We start from the raw sequence: 25,137 nt of genomic DNA on the forward strand, positions 1-25,137 counted from the left end.
ATTTACTCGCTGAGCACGCGGACGACCCGCAACGCGGCGGGCCCCGCGGTCTCGGCGGCCGCGAGCAGCTCACGAAAGCGCGCGGCCTCGATCGCGTGGATCGCCGACACGATCGGCCCGACGCCCGGGTCGGTCTGTGCGAGGCGCCCGACCTCGCGCGCGCCGACCCGGGCGAGGAAGGGCAGGGCGGCGCGGTTGACGATCGGCTCGCGCAGGGTTGTCGTCAGCACCAGCTCGTGTCCCCGATTGTCGATCCCAGTCTCGTCGATCCCAGTCTCGTCGATCCCAGCCTCGTCGATCCCAGTTTCCGGGGACCTGGGGCCCGAGCGCAGCGAGGGTGTCGGGCCCGCGGTCCGAGTCTTGGAGGCGATAAACAGATCCGCGAGCGCGCGCAGGGCCAGGGCCGCGCCCCAGTAGCGGGCGCGGATCCGGGGCAGGACCGCGATCTGGTCGAAGTAGGCGAGGCGACGATCGAGCGCGGCCTCGGGGTCGAAGTCGGGACGCCACTCGATGCGCTCGCGTTGGGCCCAGATCGGCGAGGCTCGGAGCGCTGGATCGTCGAGGGTCAAGGTGAAGCCGACCGGCGCGAGGCCGCCGTGCTCGGGCTGCTCGAGCAGCCACACGCGCGCGACCGCGAGCAGCTCGCGGTAGGCCTCGTCCTTGGTGTCGAGCAAGAAGCCGCCCCCGCGGGTCTCGCTGGCGCTCGGCATCGGCAGCGCGCGTCGGATCGCCAGGATCGCCTCGAGGTCTGCGGCCGTGCCCCGTCGCAGCCGGGCGCCGTCGTCGAGCTCGATCACCTCGGGTCCTTCTTTGGGGCTGCGCTCGGCGGACGCTCGAGGATCCGCGGCCCGCGAAGCTGGAGCGCGATCGCGGCCAGGATCGTCTCGACCTTCTGGTTGTCGGCGTGCTCGGGCGGCAGCGGCTCGCGGTGGTCCGGCAGCGCGTACCAGGGCAGCTTGGGCAGGCGGTGGTGGGTCGCGTGCTCGTTGAAATTGAGCAGCCACCAGGCCGCGAGCGGCTGGCGTCGCAGGCCACGGACGTGAAAGCGGACCGCGGGCCCGTAGTCGGTGTCGTAGTGATAGATGTACACCAGCAGCGAGTAGACCCAGGCGAAGGCGAGCAGCGGCCAGCCCAGCGTAAGGGCCCACACGCGGGGGCCGAGCAGCGACGCGACGCCGAGGTGGAGCCCGAGCCCGAGCCCGAAGCTCAGCAGCGAGCGCAGCTGATCTTCGAGCTTCCAGCCCTTGAAGGCCGGCGAGATCCGGCGGGCGATGGGCATGGGCATGGCCAAAAACAGCACGACCGAGACCAGCGAGTGAAGGAAGAAGCCGCCGGCGAAGACCGCCGCGTACCACAGCAGCCGACACCAGGCGCGGCTCAGCCCCCGCCCGAGGGCCGTGCGAGGCCGTCGAATCACGAAGGTGTCGAGGGCCGAGGTCTCGACGTCGCGGCGGTTGTGGCCGTGGTGAAACGCGTGGATCTTGCGGTGGATACGCAGGGGCAGCATCAAGGGCAGCAGCAGCAGCTGGCCGAGGACATCGTTGATGACCGGGCTCGTCGGCCACAGCTTGCGATGGGACGCCTCGTGGGCGACGACGTAGAGCCGGTGCAGCCAGCAGCCCTGGGCGAGCACGAGCGCGACCAAGCCTGCGCCTGCCGCCGGTCCATCCTCGCCGTCGATCCAGACCGCGGCCGCGCCGAGCAGCACGGCGCCGAGCACCGACTCACACAGGAGCCGGGCGGTGTAGAGGCGGTGGCGAGGATCGACGCCATCCATGGCGATCATGATGATCGCTTGTCCCACATGTAGACCTCAACGAGGAAGCTGAATCGTTGTCTGAGCCCCGCCTGCGCTGCGCTGCGCGGGGCTCAGGGCAGGTCAGCCGACGGGGGTGTACTCGTCGCAGGTCGTGTTGATCAGATCGACGGCCTGGTCGAAGAAGGGCGCGTAGTTGGCCTCGCAGACCGAGCCCTTGATGTGGTTGGGGAACATCTCGATGAACTCGCGGATCTTCGCGGGATCCTGGGACTCGGCCGAGCAGACCGGGTCGCCCGCGTCGGTGTCGTTGATCAGCCCGAGCACGACCACGCCCGAGCCGTCGCCGGACTTTTGCGCGACGATGTTCTGGAACCATCCGTTGGGCGTGCCCGGAGAGTCGTCGTCTTCTTCGTCGGTGATGATCGTGATGACGAGGACCGCGTCGTCGCGCAAGAAGCCCGAGTTGCACCCGCCGGGCCCGTTGAGGGCCGGGCCGACCGCCTCGGTCAGCGAGGCCATCGGCATCTCGCTGTTGTCGCCGTCGGTCCCGACCGAGGCGATGCAGGTGAACTTTTGCGGCAGCGAGGCGACGGGCTCTTGCGGCGTGATGAAGCGCTGGCCGCCGGCCAGGTCGCAGTACATGTTGCTGGCGTCGTCGCCGATCGGAAAGTTGACGCCAGCCCCGAGGGTCTCGTCGCAGACCGTCGGCGCGCCGTCGCAGGCGTTGATGTCGCCAAACTGGCACAGGAAGGGGAAGAACGCGCACTCGATCTGGCAGTCGTTCCAGTACTGGTCGGACTTGGCGACCATCACGTGGTAGCTGTCGACGTTGGCGATGGTCTCTTGGATCTTCGAGATGAAGCCCGGGAAGCTGTTGATCAGGTTCGCCTGGTTGTCACCCATCGAGCCCGAGTTGTCGATCACGAACAGGAAGTCGATCGCCTTGCAGCCGGTCTCGCCCGCGCCGTCGTCGGCGGAGGTCTGACCGTCGTCGTTGTCGAGGGTGTCGAGCTTGAGCCCGGTATCGTTGGTGTCGCTGTCGGTCGAATCGCTCGTGTTGGTGTCGGTCGGATCGCTCGAGTCGGTGTTGCTGTCGCCGGTCTCGATCCCGTCGCTGTTGTTGCTGCTGTCGTTGAAGGTCAGGCCCCCGTCGGAGCTGAAGCTCGCGCGTTGTTCGGGCCCGCCGCAGGCAAGGGTCGACAGCAGCGGCAGACAGGCGAGCGCGATCCACGGTGTGTTCTTCATCATGAGCTCCGGCAGGGCAATCCCAGACAAGGATGGTGGGCCCGGCCGCGGGGCCAGGTCAAGTCGGTGGGTCCCGGGCGCACTCACGACGCGCTACGATGCCCGGCGAGCGCAATCGCCATGCCGAGCAACCCCATCGCCGAGACGACCGAGTCCTTGATGCAGCAGCTCGACGAGCAGACGATCGCCGACGCGAGGGCCAGCGTCCGGGTCCGCTCGATGGAGTCGACGGGCGAGGCGATCGGGCTCGAGGACTCGATCAACCTGATCAAGGCGGCCAAGTACCTGTCGGCGGCTGACGGGCTCAGCACCGCCGAGGAGACCGGGCTCAAGCTGCTGATGCGCAAGTACGGCTTGCCCAGCAAGGTCGTCGAGCACGTGCTCGACTTCGACGTCTCGCGCGTGGCCGCCGAGCAGATCGGCTCGCTCGCCCCCCCGCGCAGCCGCCAGGCCTGCTTCTTGCTGTCGGGCATGATCGCGATCGCGGCTCTCGACGGCCTCTCGGACGAGGAACTCGCCGACGCCCGCCAGGCCGGCGCCGCGCTCGGGCTCGAGCCCAAGCTCATCGCGCTGATCGTCGCCGAGGCCAAGGCCTCGGTCTACGGCGTGCTCAAGGGCGACCGCTCGATGCTCAACCACCTGATGGGCGTGCGCCGAGCGATCTACGCCTTCGTCGAAGACTGAGGCTGAGGGCTCTGCCTGAGCGCTGGGCAGGGGCCGCGAGGCCCCTCCATCGAGGCCCCCCCCCATCGACGCTAAATCTCGCTGAACATGTAGGGCTGGAGCGTGTCTTGGAGGCGCACGCGGGGATCCTCGCCGTCGAGGTACCACAGCGCGCAGGCCATCGACGACAGCAGCGAGTTGCCGTCTTGGGGCGTGAAGCAAAAGCCCGTGGCCACGCGGCCGTCCTCGGACAGGTGGATGCAGCTCGGCGGGATCACGGTCTCGTTCAAGATGCGCCCGTAGAAGCCGTGGTCGCGCCCGAACGAGAACACCAGCGCGGCCGAGCGCTTCTGGGTCAGGGCCACGCGCGGGTTCGAGGCCAGGCGCTCGACGAGCGCGGCCTTGGTCGTCGGCTCGCTCAGCGCGATCGAGAACTGGAGCACGTGCATGTACTGGGTCGGGAGCTTGACCGCGCTCGAGAACAGGTCGAGGTCCTGATCGAGGGTCTTGAACACGTGCCAGGCGTCGCGGGCGTGGTGGGTGCCAAAGCGGGGGTCGTCGTGCTTGCCGACCTCTGGGGCCGGGATGAAGTTCGTCGCCTGCGAGATGTCCGTGGCCCGGCGCAGGCAGATGAAGCGGGCCCAGTCGACCCCGATGCTGCCCGCCTTGGGCCCCTCGACCCGCTCGCCGAGGGTCTTGAGCATCACGCACATGTTGTGGGTGTTGCACGACACGATCTGCACGAAGCGCTCGGAGAGGTCGAGGGCCGCGTCGTTGATCCCGCGCGCGTACTGCTGGCCGAAGCCGAACTCGCTGCCCTGGGCCATGAACACCTTGGGCCCGCTGGCCTCGAGGTAGCGCGGCTTGAGCTTGTTGCCGACGGGGGTGCAGTCGATCACGACCGTCGCGTCGGCGAGGGCCTCGTCTGCGGTCTGGCTGACCTTGTGGCCGAGCTTCTCGAAGTCGGCGACGCGCTCGGCGTCGACGACGAGCTTGGCCCCGCGTCGGACCATGCTCTCGACCTTGGCGCGCTCGTCCTCGAGCGGCGTGCGCTTGTGGAAGCTGACCTCGTCGATGTTCCACGCCGCGCGGAAGGCGGAGAACAGGCCGATCAGAGGCTCGCCGATGGTTCCGGTCCCGATGATGTGGACGTTGCGCTTGGACATGGGGGGGTTAATAGACGGCCCGCGGGGGCGCGCATAGGTTGGCGCCTCACGGGCGCGTCTTTTTTGCGTGACCGTACCCGTCGTCGTCCTCGTCCTCGTTGCACGCGCGGGCAGCTTGCCCGACGCAGGCTCCGCCTCGCAGGTTCTGCGGCCATCCATCCTTGCCCGTGGCGCGAGCCTTGGGTAGCGTCCGCGCTTGTCCGACGACTCGCGGTGGCAGTGGCGCAAGTCCGTCTGGTGGGGTTGGATGTGGGGGCCGATTCCTGTCGCGTACATTTTGCTCGTCTTGGGATTGGCGGGGAGCTTCGTCTACTTCTACGTCATCGTCGAATAGGAGTAGGGCCGCCATCCTCGGCGCGACGGAGGCGGCGCTTCGGTCGCTGGCGGGGCGCCGCCTCTGGGGCTGGAGCCTTGTTCGGGCGATGGGGGGTGGGGGAGGTTCGGCGCATGTCCGACGACAACAAACCGCAGTGGCGCTGGCGCAGGAGCCCCTGGTGGGGTCCGATGTATGGACCGATTCCGGTCGGGTTCATCTTCACTATTGTGGTGCTGGCGACCTTTATGATTGTTGGTTGTTCGCGCGAGTGGTAGCCGGTCAAGCGAAGTCTGCTGCGGGTAATTCAAATGCCTCGATGTGACGGAGGGGCGGGGCGGTCGCCGGCGGGGCGACCGCCCCGCTGGGCTGGAGCCTTGCTCGGGCGATGGGGCTGGGCTAGGTTCCGCGCATGTCCGACGACTCGCGGTGGCGATGGCACAAGAGCCTCTGGTGGGGACCGATGTGGGGGCCCATTCCCGTGGGGTTTATCGCGTTCGTTGTAGTGCTGGCCGCTATCATGATCGTTGGCTATTCTCGAGAGTGATAGCTGGATCGTAGTGAACTCCGCCAGGGTCGCGTTCCGACAGCGCCGTGGCCGCCGCTCCCCCGGGCTGGAGCCTTGCTCGGGCGATGGGGTTGGGGTAGGTTCGGCGCATGTCCGACGACAAGAAGACACAGTGGCACTGGCGCAAGAGCCCCTGGTGGGGTCCGATGTACGGACCGATTCCGGTCGGATTCATCTTCACTATTGTGGTGCTGGCGACTATAATGATTGTTGGTTATTCGCGCGAGTGGTAGCCGGGCCAAGCCAAGCCAAGCCAAGCCTAGTCCGCTACGGGCAATTCAAATATCTCCGGTGGCTACGAGTTTGGTGGCAGTTCAACTGGGCCGCAGCGTGAAAGGCACAGCAGTTCATCCACCAGCGTGCGAGCGTGCTTGTCCCCCGCGAGTTCGCTCATGGCGATTGCGTACTCGTAGTCGGCGTCCGCATCATCGGCTGCGAGCAGTGCGCCAATGCACGCCATCCCCCCGGCGATGAGGGGCCCCAGCCCCAGAATCGAGGTCAGTGCACCAGTTCCGCACGTTGCCATTGCTATTTTGAGCCGATTCTCGAGTTTGTGATGCGCTTTAGCGAGGGCCGCTTCAGCCTCGAGGACGGCGCTCCACGCATCGTCGTTTTTTTCAGCTTCATCTTTGCACGGCATCTCAAACCCTCCCAGGCGTATTGAACAGGTTCATCTCGTCTTGATACAGCCGAAAGAACGGCCGCATCCGATAGGTGACTTCGTCCAGCCAGCTCACTTTGCGCAGCTTCGACAAGCTGACGCGGTCGATGTCGAGCCCGGCCTCGCCGTCCTCGAGCCACGGCTTGTGCCGCCGCACGAACCCGCGGATCGTGCAGCAGGCTCCCGAAACGAGGCCGTTCCTCGCCAGGCTGAACATGTGCGCGCGGAGCCGAATGGTCGTCTCGGTGTCGAAGGCTCGGAGCACGACAAACGAGGAAAACTTGGGCGGCTTGGGATCATGGTCGAGGGACAGGCTCTCGATTCGCCCCTGGACCTCGACGAGCACATCATCGTCGATCTCGCCGATCTCGCCGATCTGAACCTTGAGCCCGGTCGGCACCTTCGATGGCGCATCGAGCTTTGCCGCTTTGCGCTCCTGCTCGAGCCAGGGCGCGGCTCCCAACGAATCGGCGTGCCCGAGCACGTGGGCCGAGTAGGCGACGAGCAGCCCGAGTCGCGCACCAGCTTCGGCCAGGCGCACCGCGGTCGGACCCAACTCGCCGATAATCTCGGGCGGGACGCCTTGACGCGACAGCGCGCCCGAGACCTGGCCGATCGACAGACCGAGGGCGCCCGCTTGATCGAGGACGCTTCGTGCCAGCAACCGAGCGTCGGCGATCGATGCGCTGTCGCCCGCGAACAGCGCGTGAAACTGCGAGAACGCGCCGTCCACGAACCCTGCGGCCTCCTGTGTGAACGAGGCCACCTCCGCGGCGCTCGCCTCGTCGACCACGGATGGCTCGTCACCCTCGTCGGGCGCCGCCGCAGCGAGATGCGCCGCGAGGCACGCGAGGCGAAACGAGGTCGCGGTGGCGGCCGCGTACAGGGCCACGTAGGCCGTCTGAGAGCTCGCAGCGACGCGGAGGCTCGCCTCGGCGACCCGCAAGAGCGGCGCGTCGCCGGCCAGCAGCGCCCCGACCCGTTCCTCGGCCTTGGGCGCCCCCATCCTCTCCGTCGCCGCGCTCAGCAGGGCTTCGCGCCACTCGGCGGCGGCTTCCGAGTCCGAGCTCGCGACGTCCGTCAACACAGAACGCCAGGCGTCGATGTCTCCGGCCTGCTGCTCGACCCGCGCCTGAACGGCCGGCGTGTTCGCGCGCAGCAGGTCGAGCACGGCCGCCGCTTGGCCGGCCAGCCCCGCTGCGACCTGTTGCAGCTGTTTCCACTCCCTGGGGAGCGCGTCGGTCTGGCGCAGCTGCTCGAGGGTCGTGCGCAGCAGCTCTTGTGCCGCTTGATCCCCGAGCAGCGGTTCTCCATATCCCATCATGAATCCCATCGTCCTACCTCCATCGTCGTTGCGAGCCGCCCGCGGCCCGCTGGCTGCTTCTACATGGTCGCGGGCTGAGGCGCTCGCCTCGAGCCGCCCGCCGACCGAGCGGGCCAGCGCGTAGGCCTCGGTCACCGCAGCTTTCCACGCCGCCGACCCGGGCCGATCGACATAGGCCTTTACGATCCCCTCGACCCACCCCTCCAGCTCCGGCCAGCCCTTGCTCTTCGCGCGAATCTCGAGCTCGAGCTGCCGAAGGATCCAATGATTGTGGCCGACGCGGGCGAGCGCGGCTTGTTTGCGAAGATCATCGTCGGCCGAATACGCGAGAAAGGGCAGCCAGGCGGACAGGGGCCCGTCTCGCTCGAGCATCTGCTTTTTGATGTCGGGCTTGCCCTGATCCCGCCACCACTTGCGGGCGAGATCGATCTCCGGCGGGTGCGCGTCGCGAAAGCGAGCGCAGTACGGGCACGCGCAGTCCCACCCGCGACCGCCCCGAATCCAGACGCTGGCGATGCGATAGGCCTTGTACTTGAGCGGCGCGGGATCGCGGACGTAGAGGCTGATCGTCGGGCTCGACCAACCGTCGACGATCGGCGCGGTGCTGTCTGTCGCGAAGTAGTTCTCGCCCTGTCCGAGCAGGGACAAGAGTGGCAGCAAGATCGGCGTGCCCACGCCGAGCCCGTGAAATGCAGGCCGAGGTCGTCCGGCGCGGCGAAAGCCCTCGAGCACGCCCGCCGAGATCTCGATCACGCGCAAGTAGGGGCGCGGCACGGTCCGCGCGAGCTCGATGAGCTCGCCGTCCTCGACGCGATAGTCGACGTAGTTGCGATCGGTGAGCGCGCCGAACAGACCCACCGTGAGCCCGTCGAGCCCGGCCTCGGCGGCGACACGGCCCGCGAGCACGCCAGAGTCGAAGTCGAGCGCATGGAGCCCGGCGAGGACCTCGCCACCGACCTCGCCAAACTCGCCGTCGATGGTCTTGCGTGCGAAGCTCACCGCCCGCCGGGCCCGGGCCTCGAAGAAGCTCGCCGGGAGATCGACATACTCCGGCTCGAGGTTGAGGCCGCCCATCGTGCCGAGCGTGAGGTCCTCCATGCCGACGAGCAGGCTCGGATCGATCGAGGCCTGGCGCCGGACTGCGTCGTGCGTGAACGCGTCGGTGGTGATCGACTCGTTGCGCACGGCGATCGCCTGGGCGAGCGCCCGAAAGCGCTCCGAGAGCTCCGCGGGCAGGTCGTTGGGGCGCGCGTAGCGTCCGCTCGCGCGCTCCCATGCGCGGCGGTCCGCATCGAGCTTGGCGGCGTCGGCGGCGAATTCTCTTCCGAGCGAGCGGAAGACGTCCATGTTGCCGTTGTCGGCGACGAGCACCCGACCTTCGGCTCGAACCACCCCGGCGAGGTCGGCGAGATCGCGGGTGTAGTCGGCGGAGAGCAGGTAGGCGTCGAAGCGCTCGGCGTCGGGTGCGTCCGCCAAGGTGTAGGGTTTGAGGTTGGGGACGAAGTAAAACATGGAGCTCACTCGTCGCCGTTGGCGGCCACGGCTACGGCTGCTGCGCGCCGAGGACTCGGGGAAGAAGGACTCTGCCCACGAGCGCTTGCGCCGGGTCTTCGCGACCAGCGCGAGCAGCTCGGCGTAGACGCTCAGGCGCACGGCGTTGCCCTCGTCCTTCCAGGCCTCGATATCGAGCCGGGACCCGCATGGTTGCGGACTTTACGCCGGCTGTGCGAAGTGCGCAAACCACCGCCTGCAAACCACCGCCCGAACGCGACGACCGAGGTGCGCAAACCGCCGCCCGAACGCGGCGACCGGCTGGCGGGGAGGGCTCACCAGAGGGTCGACGCGGGACTTGGGGGGTCTGGTGAGGTCTGGCTGGGGCGTCCGCGCGAGCCGTGGCCTCGGGTGTCGAGCCATCGCCGGGTCACCGTCGTGAGGCTCGGGGGCCTAGCAGCCCGTGGTGCAATCCCTCGCGCCGCCTCGCTTGGCCTTTTCGCCGAGGGCTTTGTCGCCAAAACTTGCAGTACGCCCGGTACATCGGCGTTTTGGCTTCGCGCCCTCGGCGAAAATTCCGGCGCGAGGCGACACGATGCATTGCACCCCGGGCTGCTAGGTGAGAGCTCGAGACGCGGCAGGCGAGCGCCGCGGGCGGGCCAGCACGGGCTCACCGATGAACGAAGCTGGGCCGTGTCCACCTCGACGTGGCGCTGAGGGGACGAGGCGCCGCCAGAGTTGAAGGGAGGCGGGGCGTCTCGGGCCTGGGCTGCTAGCAGCCCGGGGTGCTAGACGCCGAGCAGCTCGCGGATCGTGCCGCTGACCATCGCGGTCGGCAGGCACATCCGCGCCCCGGCCTCGCGCGCGGCCGAGCGGATCTCGTCGGTCGGGGCGTCGTGGACGGCGATGATCTGCGGCTTGTTGTCGCCCTGCGAGAGCTTGGCGATCACGTCGCTGCTCTCGAGATCGGGGACCGAGAGCGAGACGATCACGTGCTGCGGCGGCTTGTTCTGGGCGACGAGGGTCGCGTCGGCGCCGGTCTGCGCGGTCAGGAACTCGACGGCCGGCTTGGCGTTGCTGAGCTCGTCGCGCAGGCGCGTGCGGAAGTCGGCGTTTTGGGTCACGACGAGGACCTTGGTCGCGCCCTTTTGCTTCGAGGCCTGGTCGACGTCCTCGTCTTTGAGCTTGAACGCGTCGATCACCCGCCCGCGGACCTCGAGCACGTCGAGGGGCTTCTTGAGGCAGGCGACGGCCCCGGCGTTGATGATCCGCTCCATGTTGGCGTCGGTGTAGTAGCCGGTGATCGCGATGACCTCGGTGTTGGTCGTGGCCGAGTCTTTCTTGAGCCGGGTGCAGACCTCGAAGCCGTCGACGCCGGGCATCATCAAGTCGAGGAAGATCAGCTGGGGCCGGAACGAGACGACCAGGCGGCCGGCGTCGAAGGCGTCTTTGGCGACCTCGACCTCGAACTTGTGGCTGAGCTCCTTGACGACGTCACGGACCAGCTCGAGGACCACGGGCTCGTCGTCGACGACGAGGATCCGCCCGACCTCCGACCCGGTCGGGACGTTGAAGGGGATGTTGCGCTCCCGGCAGACCTTCTCGAGGTCTTCGCGCCGGACCCGGCGGTGACCGCCGACGGTCTTGAACGCGGGGATCAGGCCGTCCTCGATCCAGCGGATGACCGTCGTTGGGGTCACGCAGCAGATCTTGGCCACGTCGTGGGTCGAGTAGGTGTCCTTGACAGGTGGTGTGCGTCCGCGGCTCATGAAGTTGGATCCGATGTGGTGCCACTGCGAGGCAGGATCACGCGAAAGGTGGTGCCACGTCCTGGCTGTGACTCCAGGAGGATATCACCACCGTGATCGCGCACGATCCCGTAGGAGATCGAAAGGCCCAGGCCGGTGCCCTTGCCGATCTCCTTGGTTGAAAAGAAGGGGTCGAAGATGCTGTCGCGGATCTCTTCGGGGATGCCCATGCCCTCGTCGCTGACCGCGAAGCTGACCTGGTCGTCGGGCTCGGCGGCCAGGGAGATGCGCACGGTCCCGCCCCGCGGCATCGCGTCGACCGCGTTCGACAGCAGGTTGAGCAAAACCTGCTCGAGCTGGTCGGAGTCGGCCATGACCAGGAGCGGGCCCGCGAGCTGCTCGGGCTCGCGCAAGATCCGCACGTTGTGCATCTTCCACTGATACTCGCCGATCCGGACCACGCGGTCGACGACCTTGCCGAGGTCGAGCTCGGTCCGCTCGCCGCCTCGCTGCGAGCGCGAGAACAGCAGCACGCCCTCGACGATCTTGCGGCAGCGCTCGCCGCTTTGGGCGATGCGCTCGACCTTCTCGCGGATGTTGGGCTCGAGCTGGCGCTCCAGCAGCAGCTTCGAGTAGCCGACCACGCCCGACAGCGGGTTGTTGATCTCGTGGGCGATGCCGGCCGCGAGCAGCCCGACCGCGGCCATCTTCTGGCTCTGCAAGACCTGCTTCTCGAGCGCCCGGCGGATCCGCAGATCGAGGCCGACGAACACCGCCCCGCGGATCTCGTGGCCGTCGCGGAGCACCCGACCCTCGAGGTGAAAGGGAATCTCGCGCCCGTCGCCGCCGAGCAGGACCAGCTCGCGGGTGATGACCCCGTCGGTCAGGAGCATGTCCCACATCTCGCGCCAGTGGTCGCTGTCGGTGGCCGGGGCGACCTCGATGCCGAACAGCTTGCCCTTGGCCTCGTCGCTGGTCACCCCGACGAGGCGCTCGCTCGCGCGGTTCCAGGTGACCACGCGGCCCGAGGCGTCGACGGAGTTGAGCAAGACCGCGGTCTGATCGAGGACCCGCGAGCGGTAGGCCGCCAGGGCCCGGGTCTCGAGCATCAAGAGCCCGTTGGCCAGGCCCATGGCCAGCTGCGGGGCCAGCTGCGAGACCAGGCCGATCTCGTCTTCGGTCCACGGCGACCTGAGGTCGAAGGTGCAGATCAGGTGACCGACGACGCCGCCGGTCGCTCGCAGGGTCATGCGCACGGCCTGGGCCGCGGGGTGGAGCTCGCCGGTCACGGCCTCGAGCTCGGCGCGGAGCTCGGGGTCGTCGAGATCGGGGCGCTGGACCCCGACGTCGCGGGCCCAGCTCGCGGGCGGGCGGATGTCGGCGGCCAGGGTCGTGAAGCGCGGCGAGCTGTCGGGCACGCTGTCCCAGCGCTCCCAGTTGCCGCCGAAGCTGGTCAGGACGGTCACCCGCAGGGCGCCGAGCCCGGTCGCGAGGGCCTGACAGGCCGCGGGGATCGTCTCGCGGGGCTCGGCCGACGACACCAGCGCGCGGTCGACCTGGGCGGTGATCTGGGCCTCGAAGGCGCGCCGCCGGCTCTCTCGCAGATCACGGCACAGGACCACCGCTGGCGCCCCCTCGCCGCTGCCGGCCGCGAGCGAGAGCTCGACCGGGACCGTCTCACCGTCCATGCGCTTGAGATCGATCTCGCCGAACCAGCTGCCGTCGCGGGCCAGCCCGAGCCCGCGCCCGAGGCGATCCAAGAACGCCGGCTCGGCCAGCTCGAGCAGCCCGCGGCCGACGATCGCGTCGCCGAGTAGATCCTGCGCGGCGGGGTTGGCGTGGACGATGCGGCCCTCACCGTCGACGAGCAGCACGCCCTGATCGAGGCCGTCGAGCGCACGGGTGACCGCGCGGCCGAGCTCGGTCTCGGCGTCGGCGGCCTGGGACCGCTCGCAGGTCAAGAGGACCTCGTCGCGGTCGAGCTTGGCCGCGCGGACCCGACAGCGCAGGGCCGGCCCCATCGAGGGGGCGAACTCGAGGTCGCGGGTGAAGGCCTGGCCCTTGCCGCGCTTGCGCAGGCCGAGGAACTCGCGGCCGAAGGCCTCGCGCTCGTTGGGCCGGCGGATCCACAGCAGCAGCGGCTCACCCTCGATCTGCGCGCGATCCATGCGCAGGAGCTCGGCCATCGAGCGGTTCGCCGCGATCACGATGCCCGAGGCGTCGAGGACCGCCGCGGGGATCACCAGCCCGCGGATGATCTGCGCGTGGGGACGGTCGGTCTCACCCGCCGGGCGGACGATCTCTCCGGACAACTTGAACGAGCTGGTGCGTTTGACATCCACGCCGGGGCCAGCGCTGACCGTAGCGCAGGAACGCGTTTTGGTCGCCACTCACCCGCCCGACCAGGCGGCGCTCGGGAAACCTCCGGCCCGCGCTGACGAATTCGCCGCACGAAGGGATCCTGAGTTACACTGTGCGCATGTAGCGCAAGGTTGCGAGCACGTGGCTCGGGTCCGATAGTCCCAGTCCACGCTCCGGCACCCACCGACCAGACCACGAGGAAAGCGCATGTCCAACTCACTCAACATCACCAACGACGGCAGCTTTGACGCCGACGTCATCAACTCGTCGACGCCAGTCGTGGTCGACTTCTGGGCGACCTGGTGCGCGCCGTGCAAGGCCATGGTCCCGCATCTGCAGAAGATCCAGGATGAGCTCGACGGCAAGGTCAAGATCGTCAAGCTCAACGTCGAGGAGAACCAGGCGACCGCGACCCGCTACAAGGTCCTCAAGCTCCCGACCCTGCTCAAGTTCCAAGGCGGCGAGCTCGTCGACACGATGGTCGGCAACCCCGGGCCCCGCAAGCTCCGCGCCTTCATCGAGAAGGGGATCTGAGGCCCGGTTTCCGGACTGGCCATCGTCCACGGCCAGTCCGGCGAGCCCCCCCCAATCCGGCGAGCCCGCCAATCCGGCGAGCCCGCCAATCCGGCGAGCCCGCTTTGGGGGGGGGCCACCGCGCGCAGCTGATCGAGCGAGTGCGAGCCGAGAGGCGAGCTTCGCCGCCGCTGCGAGGGGCTGTTTGAAAGGCCCCTCGAATACGACAAGGCCTGAGTCGAGCGCACAGCGCTCGATTCAGGCCTCTCTGTAGGGGGCGGCGATCAGAACTCGAAGCTGGCGGCGGCGCCGTTGGTCTCGCCGAACACCGGGCCGATTCGGAAGTTGCTGAGGGCCTTGAGCTCTTTTTCGCGGCCGATGAAGTTCTTCGCGGCCTGGCGATCCTGGTAGATGATGATCGCCAGGACGCCGGACAGGAGCACGGTCGCGCCGAGGAACACGTCGCCGACGATCGCCCGCCGCCGGATCTGGCCCGTGGCGTTGCTGACGTCCCCCGCGAGGTCGGCGTAGCACACGCCCTCGCTGTTGCAGCTGTTGGTCGGGTCGGTCGCCGAGAGGTCGGACCCTTGGAGGTCGTTCTTGGCGGTCTTCCAGTTCGAGCGCGAGGCCGCGGCGAGCCCGTACATCGTGCCCATGGTCGCGGCCGAGCCCAGGGTCAGCGTTAGCGCGACCCACGCGCGGGGCTGCCAGTAGCCGAACACCGGGCCGCGCTTGCACGCGGGCCGAAGATCTCGCTCCTTGGTGACCTCGCCGTCGTCGTCCTCGATCTCTTTGTCTTCGCGCGGACCCTTGCGGCAATACTCGTCGAAGTCGCGCTTGAGATCGACGGCCTGCTCGCCGACGTCGACGCCAGCGTTGAAGTTCTGGCCGGCCTCCTCCATCGCCTGGGCGAGGGCGGCCTCGCGGGCGGCGAGCTCTTCGGGGGTCTCTCCGGGCTCGTCGAGGGTCGCGAGGATCTGCTGCTCTTCGTCGGTCGCTGCCGACGGCGCGACCTGGGTATGGGCCAGCCGCCGCGCGACCGCGCCGCCGACGACCTCGGGCAGGATGAAGTCCTGGGCCGAGGTGCTCATCGCCAGCTCGACGGCCTTCTTCTTGGCGGCGATGTCGTACACGACGATCGTCGCGACGCCGTCGGCCGGGACCTCGGCCCAGACGTAGAAGTCGTAGGCGGTCTTGCTGTTCTTGTTGAGGTACGCGCCGATCTTGTCGAGGCAGGCGTCGTCGAGCTGCTTGCACTTGTTCTTTTGTGCGGCCTCGTCGACCGAGCGCTTGATGAAGTTTGCGGTGTAGCCCTCGTTCGCGAGCGAGGCCTGGACGCGGCCGCGGAAGTCGTTGGCCTTGTAGTCGTCACCCGTGAACTTGAGCACCGCGACGTTGCCACCGACGGTCGCCTCGGTCGGCGCGGGCGCGTCTTCGGCGGGCGGAGCGGCGAGCGCCGGTAGCGGCGCCACGGCGAGCCCGAGCGCGAGCGTGATCCCGATCGTGCTACGGACGAGCGAGTAGGGGAGGGAGTGGGAGAGGGAGGTGGAGCGCTGCATCGGCGAGGGACCTCTCGGTCCGCCCCAGGCCTGACGCCGGCCGGGACGAGTACCGATCCGTGGGCCGGGATGATAACGGGCCGCTGGATCTGGCTCAACCGAGCTCGACGGGGCCGCGCCCGCGCAGTCGCGCGAGGGTGAGGGCGACACACGCGAGCATCGCGAGGACGGATGAGCCGAGCGCCACCGGGCTGCGAGCCTGCTCGGACAGGAGCGGGAGCCCGGCTCCGAGGGCGCACGCGAGGCCCAGGGCCAGCTGCCGCCCACGTCCGCGGACCGACACGCCAGCAACAATGAGCACAGCCGCGGCACTGCCCAGCAACGCGAGATCTTCGCCCGGCTTACGCAGCGCGAGGCCGAGGGCCATCGCCAGCGAGAGGCCGACGATCAACAGCGCTCGGGTGTGTTCACCCTCACTAGGAGCCCGCGCTGCGACCCCTCGCGCCGTCTCGCCTGAGCTCTTCGCCGCGGGCTGGGTCGCCGAAACTTGCAGTGGGCCCACCACCGCGGGGTTTTGGCTGCTTGCCCGCGACAACGATCCTGGCGCCCCCGGGCGCCTCGGAGCCCGGGCGAGATCGACGAGCGCGCCCGCGCAGATCCCCAGGCCCCCGGCGAGGACGATGACGCTCGCGGTCCCAGCGAGGGCCCGGCTGGCCTCGAAGCCGAAGCCGAGCTCGAGCACCAGGAGCTCACAGATCGCGTCGATCAGCGCGATCGCGTCGCCGTGCCCGGCCAGCGGGGATGCGGCCATCAACGCGATCCCGGCCGCGCAGGCCCACCCGAGCGGGCCCGGGGTGCGCGAGTCCCAGGGGAGCAGGGCGAGGGCGAGGGCCAGCAGCGCGGGGCCCGGCGAGGCGGCGGCGTGCGGGCTCGGGGTCGCGACGCCGAGCGCGAGCAGCACCAAGGCGGCGAGGAGCCCGGCACCCAGCGCGATGCTCGGCTCAGCCCGATCACTCGACTCGCGGTCGCCAGCTCGCCGGTAGCGCGCCAGCAGCGAGGCGCCGGCGACGAGGAGCATCAGCCAGACCCCCGACTCGAGCGCGAGCCCGCCGCCCGTCCTCGACAGCCACGGCCCGACGCGGGCTCGGTCTCGACCGCGCAGCTCCGTGTAGCCCGGCCACCGCGGCGAGAGCCCGAGCCCGGTCGAGCCGTCGACCAGGTACTTGCGCGGGCACCCTCGGCTGAGCCCCGCGCCCGCAGCCGCGGCCGCGTTGCGGGGGTTGAGGGGCTGGCCAGGACACACGAACTCGACCCGCGAGCCCGCGCCGCTCGTGCCCGAGCGGACCTCGACGCCGAGCAGCGACTCGTACAGGGGGAGGTCGGCGGGCGGGACGATCGCGTCGGTGACGCGGACCTCGGCCCTGGCGAAGGCCTCGCGCGCGCGGGCGGGCCCGTCGGCATAGCGGACGCGGGCGATCTCGTGGAGCTCGAGCTCGAGGCGCGCGGCCCAGGCCTCGGGGTCGTAGCCGAGGCCGCCCGGCGGATCGACGTAGTCGTCGACGATGATGTCGTGGGGACCGAAGCCGTCGATCCGGATGCCCACGGCCTGGCGGGGATGGACGCCGATGATCGGGCCGGAGTGGGCCGCGCCGCGGGCCTGGACCGCGTCGAGCTCGAAGCGTGAGCCCGCGAGCCCAGCCGCGAGCGCGAGCGGGGTCAGCAGGACCACGGCGCCGACGCGCCAGCGCCCCTGAGCGCGTCCGATCCACAGCGCCGCGCCGACCACGGGCAGGGCCCAGAGCGCGGCGGGGACCGCGATCACGACCCGCCCGAGGGTCCGGGCGAGCAACCCCAGGAGCAGCGCGAGCGCGAGGGCGAGGGCCCCGGCCGCCACCGCGCGCTCGTCTCGGGTCGCTTCGTGGCCGCGCGGATCACCGAAGCGGCTGGCGAGCGCCAGCACGAGCACGAGCACCAGCATCAGCACCAGGCCCGCGACCGCGAGCTGCGGCGGAGCCAGTGGACCCAGTGACCCGAACCCGCCAGCCCACGCGATGGCGATCGCCAAGCTGAGTCGGCTCGAGCGGGTCATCTGCCCGATCATACTTGGTCCCAAACTGGGCACACGCACGCGAGAGCGCCGCCTGCCGGGCGCGCAGGGGCCTGCGGTCGCCCGCGCACGGCGGGGTCGCCAATGCCCGTGGGGAGATCTAACATTCGCCGATGTCCGAGGGACTGTCCGATGCTGGCGTGTTGCCGTTGCTCCCGCTGCGCAGCGCGGTGCTGTATCCCAGCGTCTCGATGCCCGTCGACCTCGGGCGCCCCAGCTCGGTCGAGGCCGTGCGCCGCGCGACCGCCCAGGGTCGTCGCTTCGGCCCGCACAACCTCGTGATCGTCGCGGTCCAGCGCGACCCGATGAACGACAAGCCGGGCCTCGAAGATCTCCACCCGATCGCGACCGCGACCCGGGTCGTCCAGGTGCTTCGTGGCCTGCCGGGGCGGATGACGGTGATCGTTCGCGGGCTCGAGCGCGTGGTCCTCGAAGGGCTCGAGCGGGTCGAGGGCTGCGACCTCGTGCGCTACCGTCGGGTCACGCCGCGCTACGCGGCGCCGGCGATGATCACCGCCCTGGCCGGGGTCCTGCGCGACCTCGTGCGCCGCCACGAGACCTTGCTGCCCTCGGCCCGAGCGACCGAGCAGCGCCAGGCGACGGTCCAGGACGCGCTCGACGAGCGGGACCCCGATCGCGTCAGCGATCTGGTCGCGAACCTCGTCGAGCTCGACATCGATGATCGCGTCGCGCTCTTGCAGCAGCGCGACGGCGGCGAGCGACTGCGCAAATTGATCGAGATGGTCGCGCAGCGCTGCAACGAGCTCGAGGTCAAGCGCGACATCGATCGCAGCGTCCGCGATCACCTGTCGCGCCACGAGCAAGAGGCGGTCTTGCGCCACAAGCTGCGCGCGATCCAGGCCGAGCTCGGCGACAGCGACCCCGAGACCTGGCTCGACGAGCTCAGCGCGCGCCTCGATCAGAAGATCTTGCCCGAGCAGGCCCAGCTCGCCGCCGATCGCGAGCTCGGCCGACTCGAGCGGATGAACCCCCAAAGCAGCGAGGCGATGATCGCCCGGACCTACCTCGAGTGGATCGTCGATCTGCCGTGGTTGGTCGATGGAGCGGCGCCGGTCCGCAACGACATCGACCTCGAGGCCGCGCGCGCGCGCCTCGACGCCGACCACCACGGCCTCGACAAGGTCAAGCGGCGCGTGCTCGAGTACCTCGCCGTTCGCAAGCTCGCGCCCGACAAGCGCGGGCCCGTGCTGTGCTTCGCCGGGCCCCCAGGCGTCGGCAAGACCTCGCTCGCGCGCAGCATCGCCACGACCCTCGGCCGCGAGTTCGTGCGCTTCTCGCTCGGTGGTGTGCGCGACGACGCCGAGATCCGTGGGCACCGAAGGACCTACGTCGGCGCGCTCCCGGGTCGGCTGATCCGGGCGATGAAGACCGCGGGCACCCCCGATCCCGTGATCTTGCTCGACGAGATCGACAAGCTGTCGAGCCCCGACCTGCGCGGCGATCCGGCCTCGGCCCTGCTCGAGACCCTCGACCCCGAGCAAAACGAGGAGTTCGAGGACCACTACCTGGGCGTGCCCTACGACCTGTCGCGGGTGATCTTCATCTGCACGGCCAACGAGGTCGAGGCGATCCCGGCGGTCTTGCGTGACCGGCTCGAGTTCATCGCGCTGTCGGGCTACACGATCGACGAGAAGCTAGCGATCGCGCGCGAGCACCTGCTGCCCAAGGAGCTGCGCGACAACGGCCTGAGCCCCTCGCTGCTCGACGACGAGGGCCCAGCCGCGCCGGGCTCGCTGCGAGACCAGCGGGCCCGCAACACCAGCTTGCTGGCCGCGACGCGCCGCGACGGCGACGATCCGCTGCCCAGCGAGTTCGGGCCCGGCGTCGAGATCGACGACGCGGTCATCGAGCGGCTCGCGACCGAGTACACGCGCGAGTCCGGGGTCCGCAATCTTCAGCGTCAGCTCGCCGCGCTGCTGCGTGACGTCGCGATGCGCAAGGCCGAGGGCGGCCCCAAGCTGGCGCTCGAGGTCGCGCACATCGGCGTCGAAGACCTCGGCCGGATCCTCGGCCCGCCTCGCCATCACGAGGAGCTCATGGCCCCGGGGCCCCGGGTCGGCGTGTGTACCGGGCTGGGCTGGACGCCGACCGGCGGCCGGCTGCTCTTCGTCGAGGTCACCACCATGCGCGGCGCTGGCAAGCTGCGCCTGACGGGCAGCCTCGGCGACGTCATGAAGGAGTCGGCTCGGGCTGCGCTGAGTCTGATCCGGAGCCAGGCCGAGCGCCTCGGGATCGGCCACGTCGGGTTCGACACCTGCGACGTCCACATCCACTTGCCCTCGGGCGGCGTGCCCAAGGATGGTCCGAGCGCCGGGATCGCGCTGACCACCGCGCTGCTGAGCGCGCTGCTCGGGCGCCCCGTACGGCACGACATCGCGATGACCGGCGAGGTGACCTTGCGCGGTCACGTGCTCCCGATCGGGGGCGTGCGCGAGAAGGTCCTCGCGGCCCACCGCGCGGGCATTCGCGACGTGATCCTCCCGGTCCGCAATCGCAAGGACGAGCCCGACATCCCCGCGGCGGCGCTCGAGGATCTGCGCCTGCACTACGTCGCCCACGTCGACGAGGTCCTCGCCCTCGCGCTGTGCGACCCCGCGACCCGCGTCAGCGCTTGATCGAGGCGGCCGGGCCGGCGAGTCTGTGGTCGTGAGCGACCCCGCGGACCGCGAGCGGCCAATTCCCACCCGTGGGCGTGGCCCTCGCAAGTTCATCGCCGTCGTCGTCGGCCTGGTCTCGATCTGCACGCTCGCGGTTGCGATCTTGTGGCTGCGTGCGACGCGGCTCCCGCCGACCGAGCGCGAGGCCCAAGAAGAGCCAGGCAGGGATCACGGTCCATAGCCGAGCATGGGATCGGGGAACACGGGGGGGCTGTGGCGTGGCGCCTCTCCGCGCTCGCGCCCTTCGATCCGCGCCCGCGCCCGCGCGGGGCCGGCCACGGGCGTCACCTCGTCCGCTGGGATCGCCGCCAGCGGCGGCTGCGGCGCCCGCGGGGTCTCGAGCTCGGCCACATCGAGCCGCGAGTCGGGCATCGAGGCCTGGCTGGCGCCGAAGCTGGCGAGCTCGAGCCCGAGCATCGCCACGGGGATGAGCAAGACGATGATGTTGAGGATCGGCAGGAGCTCACGCTCGATCAGCTCGGCCATCGTTCGTCGCTCGCGTTGCATGCGGTGCCCGGAGGCTGGCGACGGGCGAAAGTTCCGGGCACGCGAAATTTGCCGGGCGCCGCGCTCGCTGGGTGCTGGGGACGGCTGCCGGGCACCGCTCGTCGCCGCGCGCACATTCGCCATCCTCGCGCGGGCGCCAGAGCTATAGTTTTGGTCGGTCTCGAGCTCCCCGAGGTGGCCTCGGGGCGCAGCTCCTGAAGTCTGCCTCAGGGCTCCTTCCATCCTTCTTCCGCCCTTGTGCGGGGTGCCGATACGAATGCACATCTTCCTCGATGAGGGGGCGACCACCCCCGACGCGGAGGGAAAGGGCCGAGCGGCCGGATCCCTCCGCAGGCGTGCTCTTGGCGCACCCTGGTCGCGCTCGGGGAGACGATCTCGACCTGGGATCTTTCTCCGCGGACGAGGTCAGCTGGCGATCGCCGGGGGCAATCTCGCACCATCGGTCGGCGTGAGCGCGCTGGACCAATGGACATGGTCGCGACGGTGTAGACAGTTCAATGGGAGGCCATTTTCGCGCTGAGGGCCGGGTCTGACTGCGTACAGTGCATAAATGGATCCGATGGACAATAGGTGACTGAATTGGTCGTCCGGCCCACTATTGGCCAAAAGACCCCAGTGGGTGCCATTTTGGGCCGCTTGTTCGCTCGCGCCGCAGCTTGGTCGTATGGACAATTTGAATCTGGGCACCACCTTTTTTTGTTTAACTACAGCATTCACATGCTTCCAAATCTGTGTATGTTGACATCATGTTCCGTTGCAAAGAGATGTTCTCGGCTCTCGCTCTGGTCGCCCCTTTCGTGCTTGGTGTTGTCGGTGGGCTCGGCACGGTCGCCGTGTCGATGTCGCCTAGCTCGGCGATGGCGAGGAGTTTCGCGCCCGATCTGTGCATCGCCACCGGTGTCGACACGGGCAACGGTCGCGGGGGGTGCGTGTACGCGGGGCCAAATGCCCCAGTCTTCGACGGCGAGGTCTGCTGGAACGGCGACGTCGCCACGGTCAAGGGCACCGCGCCCTGTGTCGATGGCTCGCGGGTCTACTTCCTCCGCAACGGCGAGGTCGTCGACCCCGACCTCAACATCGTCGCCGCCTACGCCGTGGTCCCCGACGCGTGCAAGTTCATGTCTTGCGTGCCGAGCAGCTTCGAGTCGCAGGGGCTGCCCGACGACCTGGCCTGCTGCGGCGACAACGGCTGCGTCCCCTCAGTCGGTGGCAGCTGCCCCGAGGGCGAGCCGACGTGGTGTACGCAGCTCGAGAAGACCGACGACGGCCTCATTTGCCACCAGGACTAGCACTGGAACCATTGCCGGAGCCGGGACCTTCGCCCTCGTCAGCCGCGGCCGCAGCCCGCGTGAGCCGCCGGGCCTTGGCCGTGGCCGTCGACCGCTTGGCCTCGAAGGCCGTGGTGTCGTCCCCGAGCCTCTTGGCCAGGTTGATGCCGCCGGCGTACATGAACGCAGCTTGGGAGTGGGCGTCGGCCTCGGACAAGAGATCACCGAGGATCTCGAGCTTGGCCAGGTACTCGCGCTGGTAGTGAGCGTCGGCCTCACGCACGATCGGCATGACCGCGACGACGACACCGAGGCTGTCGCCGTAGGCGCCGTTGAAGGCGAGATCGTAGGCACGATCCATGGCCGCGTCGGCGGTGAGCTCTTGGGTTGGCGTGATCTTGACGTCGAGGGCCGGGGCTTCGCGGGACAGGCCGACGCCGAGGAGGAACACGGCGCTGAGCATCGCGGTGGTGGCCACGGGGCGCAGCCAGCGAACGGGGCTCTTGCGCCGGGGCTGCTCGAGGGCAGCGAGCAGGTCGTCCATGCTGTTGAAGCGATCGTGGGCCTCGAGCGAGAGGCCTCGTCGGAGGGCGCGGACGACGTGGGCGGGACCGCGGGGGGTGCCGGAGGCGCCAGCGGCGATCGACTCGTAGCGGCGCTGAGCGTCGGAGCCGAAGAAGGGGTGCTGGCCGGCGAGGCCCTCCCACAGGGCCACGCAAAACGAGAATTGATCGCTCCGGTCGTCGCCGTGGAGGCCGAGCAGTCGCTCGGGGGCGATGTAGCGCAAGGTGCCGACGGCGTAGCCGCCCCTGCGGGGGCTGGGCTCGTCCTCGTCGTCCTCGTCGAGGCAGATGTCGTCGTGGCTGTCGAGGTGCCGGGCGAGGCCGAAGTCACCGACCGCGGCGCTGCCGTCGGTTCGCAGCAGCACGTTGGCAGGTTTGAAGTCGTGGTGGACCAGGTCCGCGCGGTGAGCCGCCGCGAGGCCACGGCCGGCCTCACAAAACAGGTGCAGGATCTCGTTGGGGTCGCGCGAGCCCGCGATCAGCCAGCGGCGAAGATCGGTCTGGGCGTACTCGATTGCGAGAAAAGGCGTGCCTCGGTGTTCCCCGATGTCGTGGACCGACAGCACGTTGGGGTGGTTGAGGCGCGCCATTGCTCGGGCCTCTCGCAGGGCCAACTCGAGCTCGTCGGGGGCGTAGCTGGTGAACAGCTTCAGGGCCACGCGACGGCCGAGATCGCGATCGAGGGCCTCGTAGACGACCGCGAACGCGCCGTCGCCGAGGGGCCGCAAGATGTCGTAGCGGCCCGCAATCAGACCGTTTGAGGACTCCGAAGCTGAGCTCCGATCGCTGTGTTGAGCGAGCATGGGGCGAGGCTGGGGCCTGCAGAGGTTAGCGTGGAAACGCAGGCTCCAGATCGCTGTCGCCCAGACGCGGCGTAAACGGCGTCCTGTGGCCAATTTCAGGACTGTGGTGAGTCCCCGTTGGCGGCTCGATCCGAGCGCGGGGCGCGAACGCGCCAACGTGACCGGGCCTCCACCCAAAAAGAAACCCCGAAGCGTTCGCTTCGGGGTGTGCCCCGCTGAGCCCGGTAGGACTCGAACCTACGACCAACGGATTAAAAGTCCGTCGCTCTACCAACTGAGCTACGAGCCCCGATCTGTCAGGTGACGAACAGGTGGAGGCGGCGACCCCTACGGGATTCGAACCCGTGTTGCCGGCGTGAAAGGCCGGTGTCCTAGGCCTCTGGACGAAGGGGTCAGATGGGAAAGGGTTTCTACATGCTCGGGCGGTGTCCGGCAAGCAGACACCGCCCGTAGGCGACGATTTGATCGCTGGGCTCAGGGCGCCAGGAAGGACATCTTGCTCGCGGAGGCGTAGAAGGTCTCTTTGAGCGCGTTCCAGGCGGCGGGGTGGGTCTCGTAGACGATCGCGTACATCATCCCGTTGGCGGCGCTCATCTGGAACAGGGCCTTGGCCGGCTCGGGCTTGGCGTCGCTGCCGGGCACGTCGAGCACGCCCTGGTAGAAGCGGATCTTGTCGTCCTGCTTCTCCTCGGAGATCGTGTGGCCGGTGTAGCCCATGACCTCGAGGGTCTCGTCGCGCAAGGTGATGAGGTCCTTGGCCGTGTCGTCCTCGTAGAAGGTCATCGCCATGTAGCTGATCATGGCGCCGGGGGTGCCCTCGACGCACGAGACCGACTCGACCTCGGAGCTCAGCCGAGCAAAGGTCGGCGTGAACTCGATGAAGTTGTCCTCGGTCACGTTCTTGGGCAGACGGATGAGGACGGTGTCCGCGAAGTAGGGCGCGGGGTAGTCGGCGGTCTCGGCCGGGCAGACCTTCTTGGTCGGGTCTTCGGAGTCGTCGGCGCCCGAGTCGTCGCCACCCTCGCCGCCGCCGTCCTCGGTCTTGTCCCTGTTCTTGTTCTTCTTTTTGTCCTTGCCCTTGCCTGCGTCGGCGGTCGTACCGTCGTCGGGCGGGTTGGTGCCCTCGGGGGGCTTGTCGCAACCGGTTACGAGGGCGAGGGAGAGGACCAACGAAGTGATGATGACGGATCGGAACACGGGGACAAGTCTCCTGGGTCGGCGCATTCTTGCCAGGTCAGCGACCGAGTTTCAAGCGTCGGACGCGGGGACCGCCGGCACCGTGCGGCGAATCCGTGGGTTGCGCGCTGGCGAGGAGCGCGGCCGGGCTGCGAACGCGCGACCCCAGCAATCGACTTTCAGCGCGTCGACGATCGGGTCAGGGGCGGTGCCACTGCAGCGCTCCGTCGGGCAAGAAGTAGATCAGGTTCATGCGCTCGCCGATGACGCGGGGCACGTGGCGGGAGCCCGGACCCAGGAACACCCAAGACGGCGGTCGGCCCTCGAATTGGCAGGTGTCGGGCGCTCGGTCCATGTCTGCGGGAAACCCGATCGTGAGTTCGCCGGCGGGGTGGGTGTGCTCGAGACCCGCGCCGACCATGCTCACGACGTCGATCGAGAGGCCGTGGGTCGCCGGTCCGGGCTTGGCGACGCGGGAAAAGCGGGCCTCGGGTTGACCGCGGTTGGCCAACCAACCCTCTTGGACGCCGCGCTCGAGCGCGCGTCCGATCGCCTGGACCCGCTCGCCAGCATGGGGAAACTCGCGCTCGATCGTCGCCTCGAGCTCGCGGATCTGCGCTTCGTCGGCGCAGCTGGCGAGGTCGAGGGCAGCGACGCGCGCGAGGATGGGATCGAGGAGCTCGAGGAGCGCGGCGCTTGGAGTGGCTTCGGTAGACATGGCGGA

The 25,137-nt window shown here is 69.1% G+C and carries 21 protein-coding genes and 2 tRNA genes; 7 read left to right on the top strand and 16 right to left on the bottom strand.

Translation table 11 applies throughout. From position 1 onward, the window contains the following. Positions 1 to 2: 2 nt before the first annotated feature. The 3 genes from ENSA5_RS34790 to ENSA5_RS34800 all read right to left on the bottom strand — a co-directional run bounded on the left by ENSA5_RS34790 (position 3) and on the right by ENSA5_RS34800 (position 3,007). Entirely contained in the window at positions 3 to 797 is a 795-nt protein-coding gene (locus tag ENSA5_RS34790; protein WP_106396031.1) for a hypothetical protein, read from the bottom strand. Further along, entirely contained in the window at positions 794 to 1,804 is a 1,011-nt protein-coding gene (locus tag ENSA5_RS34795; RefSeq protein ID WP_106396032.1) for a fatty acid desaturase, read from the bottom strand. Before ENSA5_RS34795 ends, ENSA5_RS34790 begins: the two co-directional genes overlap by 4 nt. A gap of 75 nt (positions 1,805 to 1,879) precedes the next feature. Then, the gene (locus ENSA5_RS34800) at positions 1,880 to 3,007 is read right to left on the bottom strand and encodes a hypothetical protein (protein ID WP_146156440.1); all 1,128 of its coding nucleotides are present in this window, start codon (positions 3,005 to 3,007) and stop codon (positions 1,880 to 1,882) included. Between the two features lie 117 nt (positions 3,008 to 3,124). Here ENSA5_RS34800 and ENSA5_RS34805 point away from each other — a divergent pair, with 117 nt between their 5' ends. Further along, a complete protein-coding gene (locus tag ENSA5_RS34805) occupies positions 3,125 to 3,688 on the top strand; it encodes a hypothetical protein (protein ID WP_106396034.1) in 564 nt (187 codons plus the stop codon). Between the two features lie 71 nt (positions 3,689 to 3,759). Here the strand turns inward: ENSA5_RS34805 and ENSA5_RS34810 are convergent, their stop codons facing one another. Then, positions 3,760 to 4,833 (bottom strand): hypothetical protein, encoded by a 1,074-nt coding sequence (locus tag ENSA5_RS34810; protein WP_106396035.1) that lies wholly within the window; start codon positions 4,831 to 4,833, stop codon positions 3,760 to 3,762. 447 nt (positions 4,834 to 5,280) lie between these two features. Between ENSA5_RS34810 and ENSA5_RS38795 the strand changes: the two genes are divergently transcribed. Together ENSA5_RS38795 and ENSA5_RS38800 are read left to right on the top strand one after the other, a co-directional pair. Further along, positions 5,281 to 5,424, top strand: coding sequence for a hypothetical protein (locus ENSA5_RS38795; protein WP_181198475.1), 144 nt, complete (start codon positions 5,281 to 5,283; stop codon positions 5,422 to 5,424). A gap of 379 nt (positions 5,425 to 5,803) precedes the next feature. Then, complete coding sequence (locus tag ENSA5_RS38800) at positions 5,804 to 5,947, top strand: hypothetical protein (RefSeq protein WP_181198476.1); 144 nt, start codon at positions 5,804 to 5,806, stop codon at positions 5,945 to 5,947. Positions 5,948 to 6,009: 62 nt separating this feature from the next. On the opposite strand, the gene ENSA5_RS36700 is transcribed toward ENSA5_RS38800, so the two are convergent. From ENSA5_RS36700 to ENSA5_RS34825, 4 genes are all read right to left on the bottom strand, one after another. Then, positions 6,010 to 6,354 (bottom strand): hypothetical protein, encoded by a 345-nt coding sequence (locus ENSA5_RS36700; protein WP_146156441.1) that lies wholly within the window; start codon positions 6,352 to 6,354, stop codon positions 6,010 to 6,012. A 1-nt stretch (position 6,355) separates the two neighbouring features. Continuing rightward, on the bottom strand, positions 6,356 to 9,352 hold the full coding sequence (locus tag ENSA5_RS34815) for a hypothetical protein (RefSeq protein ID WP_106396036.1): 2,997 nt from the start codon (positions 9,350 to 9,352) through the stop codon (positions 6,356 to 6,358). Between the two features lie 626 nt (positions 9,353 to 9,978). Continuing rightward, complete coding sequence (locus tag ENSA5_RS34820) at positions 9,979 to 10,959, bottom strand: response regulator (protein WP_106396037.1); 981 nt, start codon at positions 10,957 to 10,959, stop codon at positions 9,979 to 9,981. Beyond that, on the bottom strand, positions 10,956 to 13,280 hold the full coding sequence (locus ENSA5_RS34825) for an ATP-binding protein (protein WP_106396038.1): 2,325 nt from the start codon (positions 13,278 to 13,280) through the stop codon (positions 10,956 to 10,958). Before ENSA5_RS34825 ends, ENSA5_RS34820 begins: the two co-directional genes overlap by 4 nt. 226 nt (positions 13,281 to 13,506) lie before the next feature. Here ENSA5_RS34825 and trxA point away from each other — a divergent pair, with 226 nt between their 5' ends. After that, a complete protein-coding gene (trxA, locus tag ENSA5_RS34830) occupies positions 13,507 to 13,833 on the top strand; it encodes a thioredoxin (RefSeq protein WP_106396039.1) in 327 nt (108 codons plus the stop codon). A 263-nt stretch (positions 13,834 to 14,096) separates the two neighbouring features. Here the strand turns inward: trxA and ENSA5_RS34835 are convergent, their stop codons facing one another. Both ENSA5_RS34835 and ENSA5_RS34840 read right to left on the bottom strand, forming a co-directional pair. Continuing rightward, positions 14,097 to 15,371, bottom strand: coding sequence for a hypothetical protein (locus ENSA5_RS34835; RefSeq protein ID WP_106396040.1), 1,275 nt, complete (start codon positions 15,369 to 15,371; stop codon positions 14,097 to 14,099). Between the two features lie 94 nt (positions 15,372 to 15,465). After that, the gene (locus ENSA5_RS34840; RefSeq protein WP_146156443.1) at positions 15,466 to 17,400 is read right to left on the bottom strand and encodes a hypothetical protein; all 1,935 of its coding nucleotides are present in this window, start codon (positions 17,398 to 17,400) and stop codon (positions 15,466 to 15,468) included. 131 nt (positions 17,401 to 17,531) lie between these two features. Here ENSA5_RS34840 and ENSA5_RS34845 point away from each other — a divergent pair, with 131 nt between their 5' ends. Continuing rightward, positions 17,532 to 20,054 (top strand): endopeptidase La, encoded by a 2,523-nt coding sequence (locus ENSA5_RS34845; protein ID WP_106396042.1) that lies wholly within the window; start codon positions 17,532 to 17,534, stop codon positions 20,052 to 20,054. 31 nt (positions 20,055 to 20,085) lie between these two features. Continuing rightward, on the top strand, positions 20,086 to 20,277 hold the full coding sequence (locus ENSA5_RS34850; RefSeq protein ID WP_146156444.1) for a hypothetical protein: 192 nt from the start codon (positions 20,086 to 20,088) through the stop codon (positions 20,275 to 20,277). On the opposite strand, the gene ENSA5_RS34855 is transcribed toward ENSA5_RS34850, so the two are convergent. Then, on the bottom strand, positions 20,265 to 20,603 hold the full coding sequence (locus ENSA5_RS34855; protein ID WP_106396044.1) for a hypothetical protein: 339 nt from the start codon (positions 20,601 to 20,603) through the stop codon (positions 20,265 to 20,267). The genes ENSA5_RS34850 and ENSA5_RS34855 overlap by 13 nt on opposite strands. Positions 20,604 to 21,460: 857 nt before the next feature. Here ENSA5_RS34855 and ENSA5_RS34860 point away from each other — a divergent pair. Beyond that, positions 21,461 to 21,892 (top strand): hypothetical protein, encoded by a 432-nt coding sequence (locus ENSA5_RS34860; RefSeq protein WP_181198477.1) that lies wholly within the window; start codon positions 21,461 to 21,463, stop codon positions 21,890 to 21,892. Here ENSA5_RS34860 and ENSA5_RS34865 read toward each other — a convergent pair. From ENSA5_RS34865 to ENSA5_RS34885, 5 genes are all read right to left on the bottom strand, one after another. Next, entirely contained in the window at positions 21,873 to 23,237 is a 1,365-nt protein-coding gene (locus tag ENSA5_RS34865) for a serine/threonine-protein kinase (RefSeq protein ID WP_106396046.1), read from the bottom strand. The two genes, ENSA5_RS34860 and ENSA5_RS34865, sit on opposite strands and share 20 nt — an antisense overlap. 216 nt (positions 23,238 to 23,453) lie before the next feature. Next, positions 23,454 to 23,526 (bottom strand) — tRNA-Lys (locus tag ENSA5_RS34870). A 32-nt stretch (positions 23,527 to 23,558) separates the two neighbouring features. Next, positions 23,559 to 23,631, bottom strand: a tRNA-Glu gene (locus tag ENSA5_RS34875). Positions 23,632 to 23,711: 80 nt separating this feature from the next. Continuing rightward, the gene (locus ENSA5_RS34880) at positions 23,712 to 24,434 is read right to left on the bottom strand and encodes a hypothetical protein (RefSeq protein WP_146156446.1); all 723 of its coding nucleotides are present in this window, start codon (positions 24,432 to 24,434) and stop codon (positions 23,712 to 23,714) included. A 178-nt stretch (positions 24,435 to 24,612) separates the two neighbouring features. After that, positions 24,613 to 25,131 (bottom strand): 4-hydroxylaminobenzoate lyase, encoded by a 519-nt coding sequence (locus tag ENSA5_RS34885; protein ID WP_106396048.1) that lies wholly within the window; start codon positions 25,129 to 25,131, stop codon positions 24,613 to 24,615. Positions 25,132 to 25,137: the final 6 nt, after the last annotated feature.

It is taken from the genome of Enhygromyxa salina (assembly GCF_002994615.1).
Classification (GTDB): Bacteria; Myxococcota_A; Polyangia; order Nannocystales; family Nannocystaceae; genus Plesiocystis; species Plesiocystis salina_A.

What these genes read in the sequence shown, in the direction of transcription:
- ENSA5_RS38795 (WP_181198475.1), top strand. Translation starts at nt 5,281, where the DNA reads ATGTCCGACGACAACAAACCGCAGTGGCGCTGGCGCAGGAGCCCCTGG.
- ENSA5_RS34885 (WP_106396048.1), bottom strand. Translation starts at nt 25,131, where the DNA reads ATGTCTACCGAAGCCACTCCAAGCGCCGCGCTCCTCGAGCTCCTCGAT.
- ENSA5_RS36700 (WP_146156441.1), bottom strand. Translation starts at nt 6,354, where the DNA reads ATGCCGTGCAAAGATGAAGCTGAAAAAAACGACGATGCGTGGAGCGCC.
- ENSA5_RS34820 (WP_106396037.1), bottom strand. Translation starts at nt 10,959, where the DNA reads ATGAGCCGCGGACGCACACCACCTGTCAAGGACACCTACTCGACCCAC.
- trxA (WP_106396039.1), top strand. Translation starts at nt 13,507, where the DNA reads ATGTCCAACTCACTCAACATCACCAACGACGGCAGCTTTGACGCCGAC.
- ENSA5_RS34840 (WP_146156443.1), bottom strand. Translation starts at nt 17,400, where the DNA reads ATGACCCGCTCGAGCCGACTCAGCTTGGCGATCGCCATCGCGTGGGCT.
- ENSA5_RS34855 (WP_106396044.1), bottom strand. Translation starts at nt 20,603, where the DNA reads ATGCAACGCGAGCGACGAACGATGGCCGAGCTGATCGAGCGTGAGCTC.
- ENSA5_RS34800 (WP_146156440.1), bottom strand. Translation starts at nt 3,007, where the DNA reads ATGATGAAGAACACACCGTGGATCGCGCTCGCCTGTCTGCCGCTGCTG.
- ENSA5_RS34835 (WP_106396040.1), bottom strand. Translation starts at nt 15,371, where the DNA reads ATGCAGCGCTCCACCTCCCTCTCCCACTCCCTCCCCTACTCGCTCGTC.
- ENSA5_RS38800 (WP_181198476.1), top strand. Translation starts at nt 5,804, where the DNA reads ATGTCCGACGACAAGAAGACACAGTGGCACTGGCGCAAGAGCCCCTGG.
- ENSA5_RS34865 (WP_106396046.1), bottom strand. Translation starts at nt 23,237, where the DNA reads ATGCTCGCTCAACACAGCGATCGGAGCTCAGCTTCGGAGTCCTCAAAC.
- ENSA5_RS34860 (WP_181198477.1), top strand. Translation starts at nt 21,461, where the DNA reads ATGGCGAGGAGTTTCGCGCCCGATCTGTGCATCGCCACCGGTGTCGAC.
- ENSA5_RS34845 (WP_106396042.1), top strand. Translation starts at nt 17,532, where the DNA reads ATGTCCGAGGGACTGTCCGATGCTGGCGTGTTGCCGTTGCTCCCGCTG.
- ENSA5_RS34810 (WP_106396035.1), bottom strand. Translation starts at nt 4,833, where the DNA reads ATGTCCAAGCGCAACGTCCACATCATCGGGACCGGAACCATCGGCGAG.
- ENSA5_RS34805 (WP_106396034.1), top strand. Translation starts at nt 3,125, where the DNA reads ATGCCGAGCAACCCCATCGCCGAGACGACCGAGTCCTTGATGCAGCAG.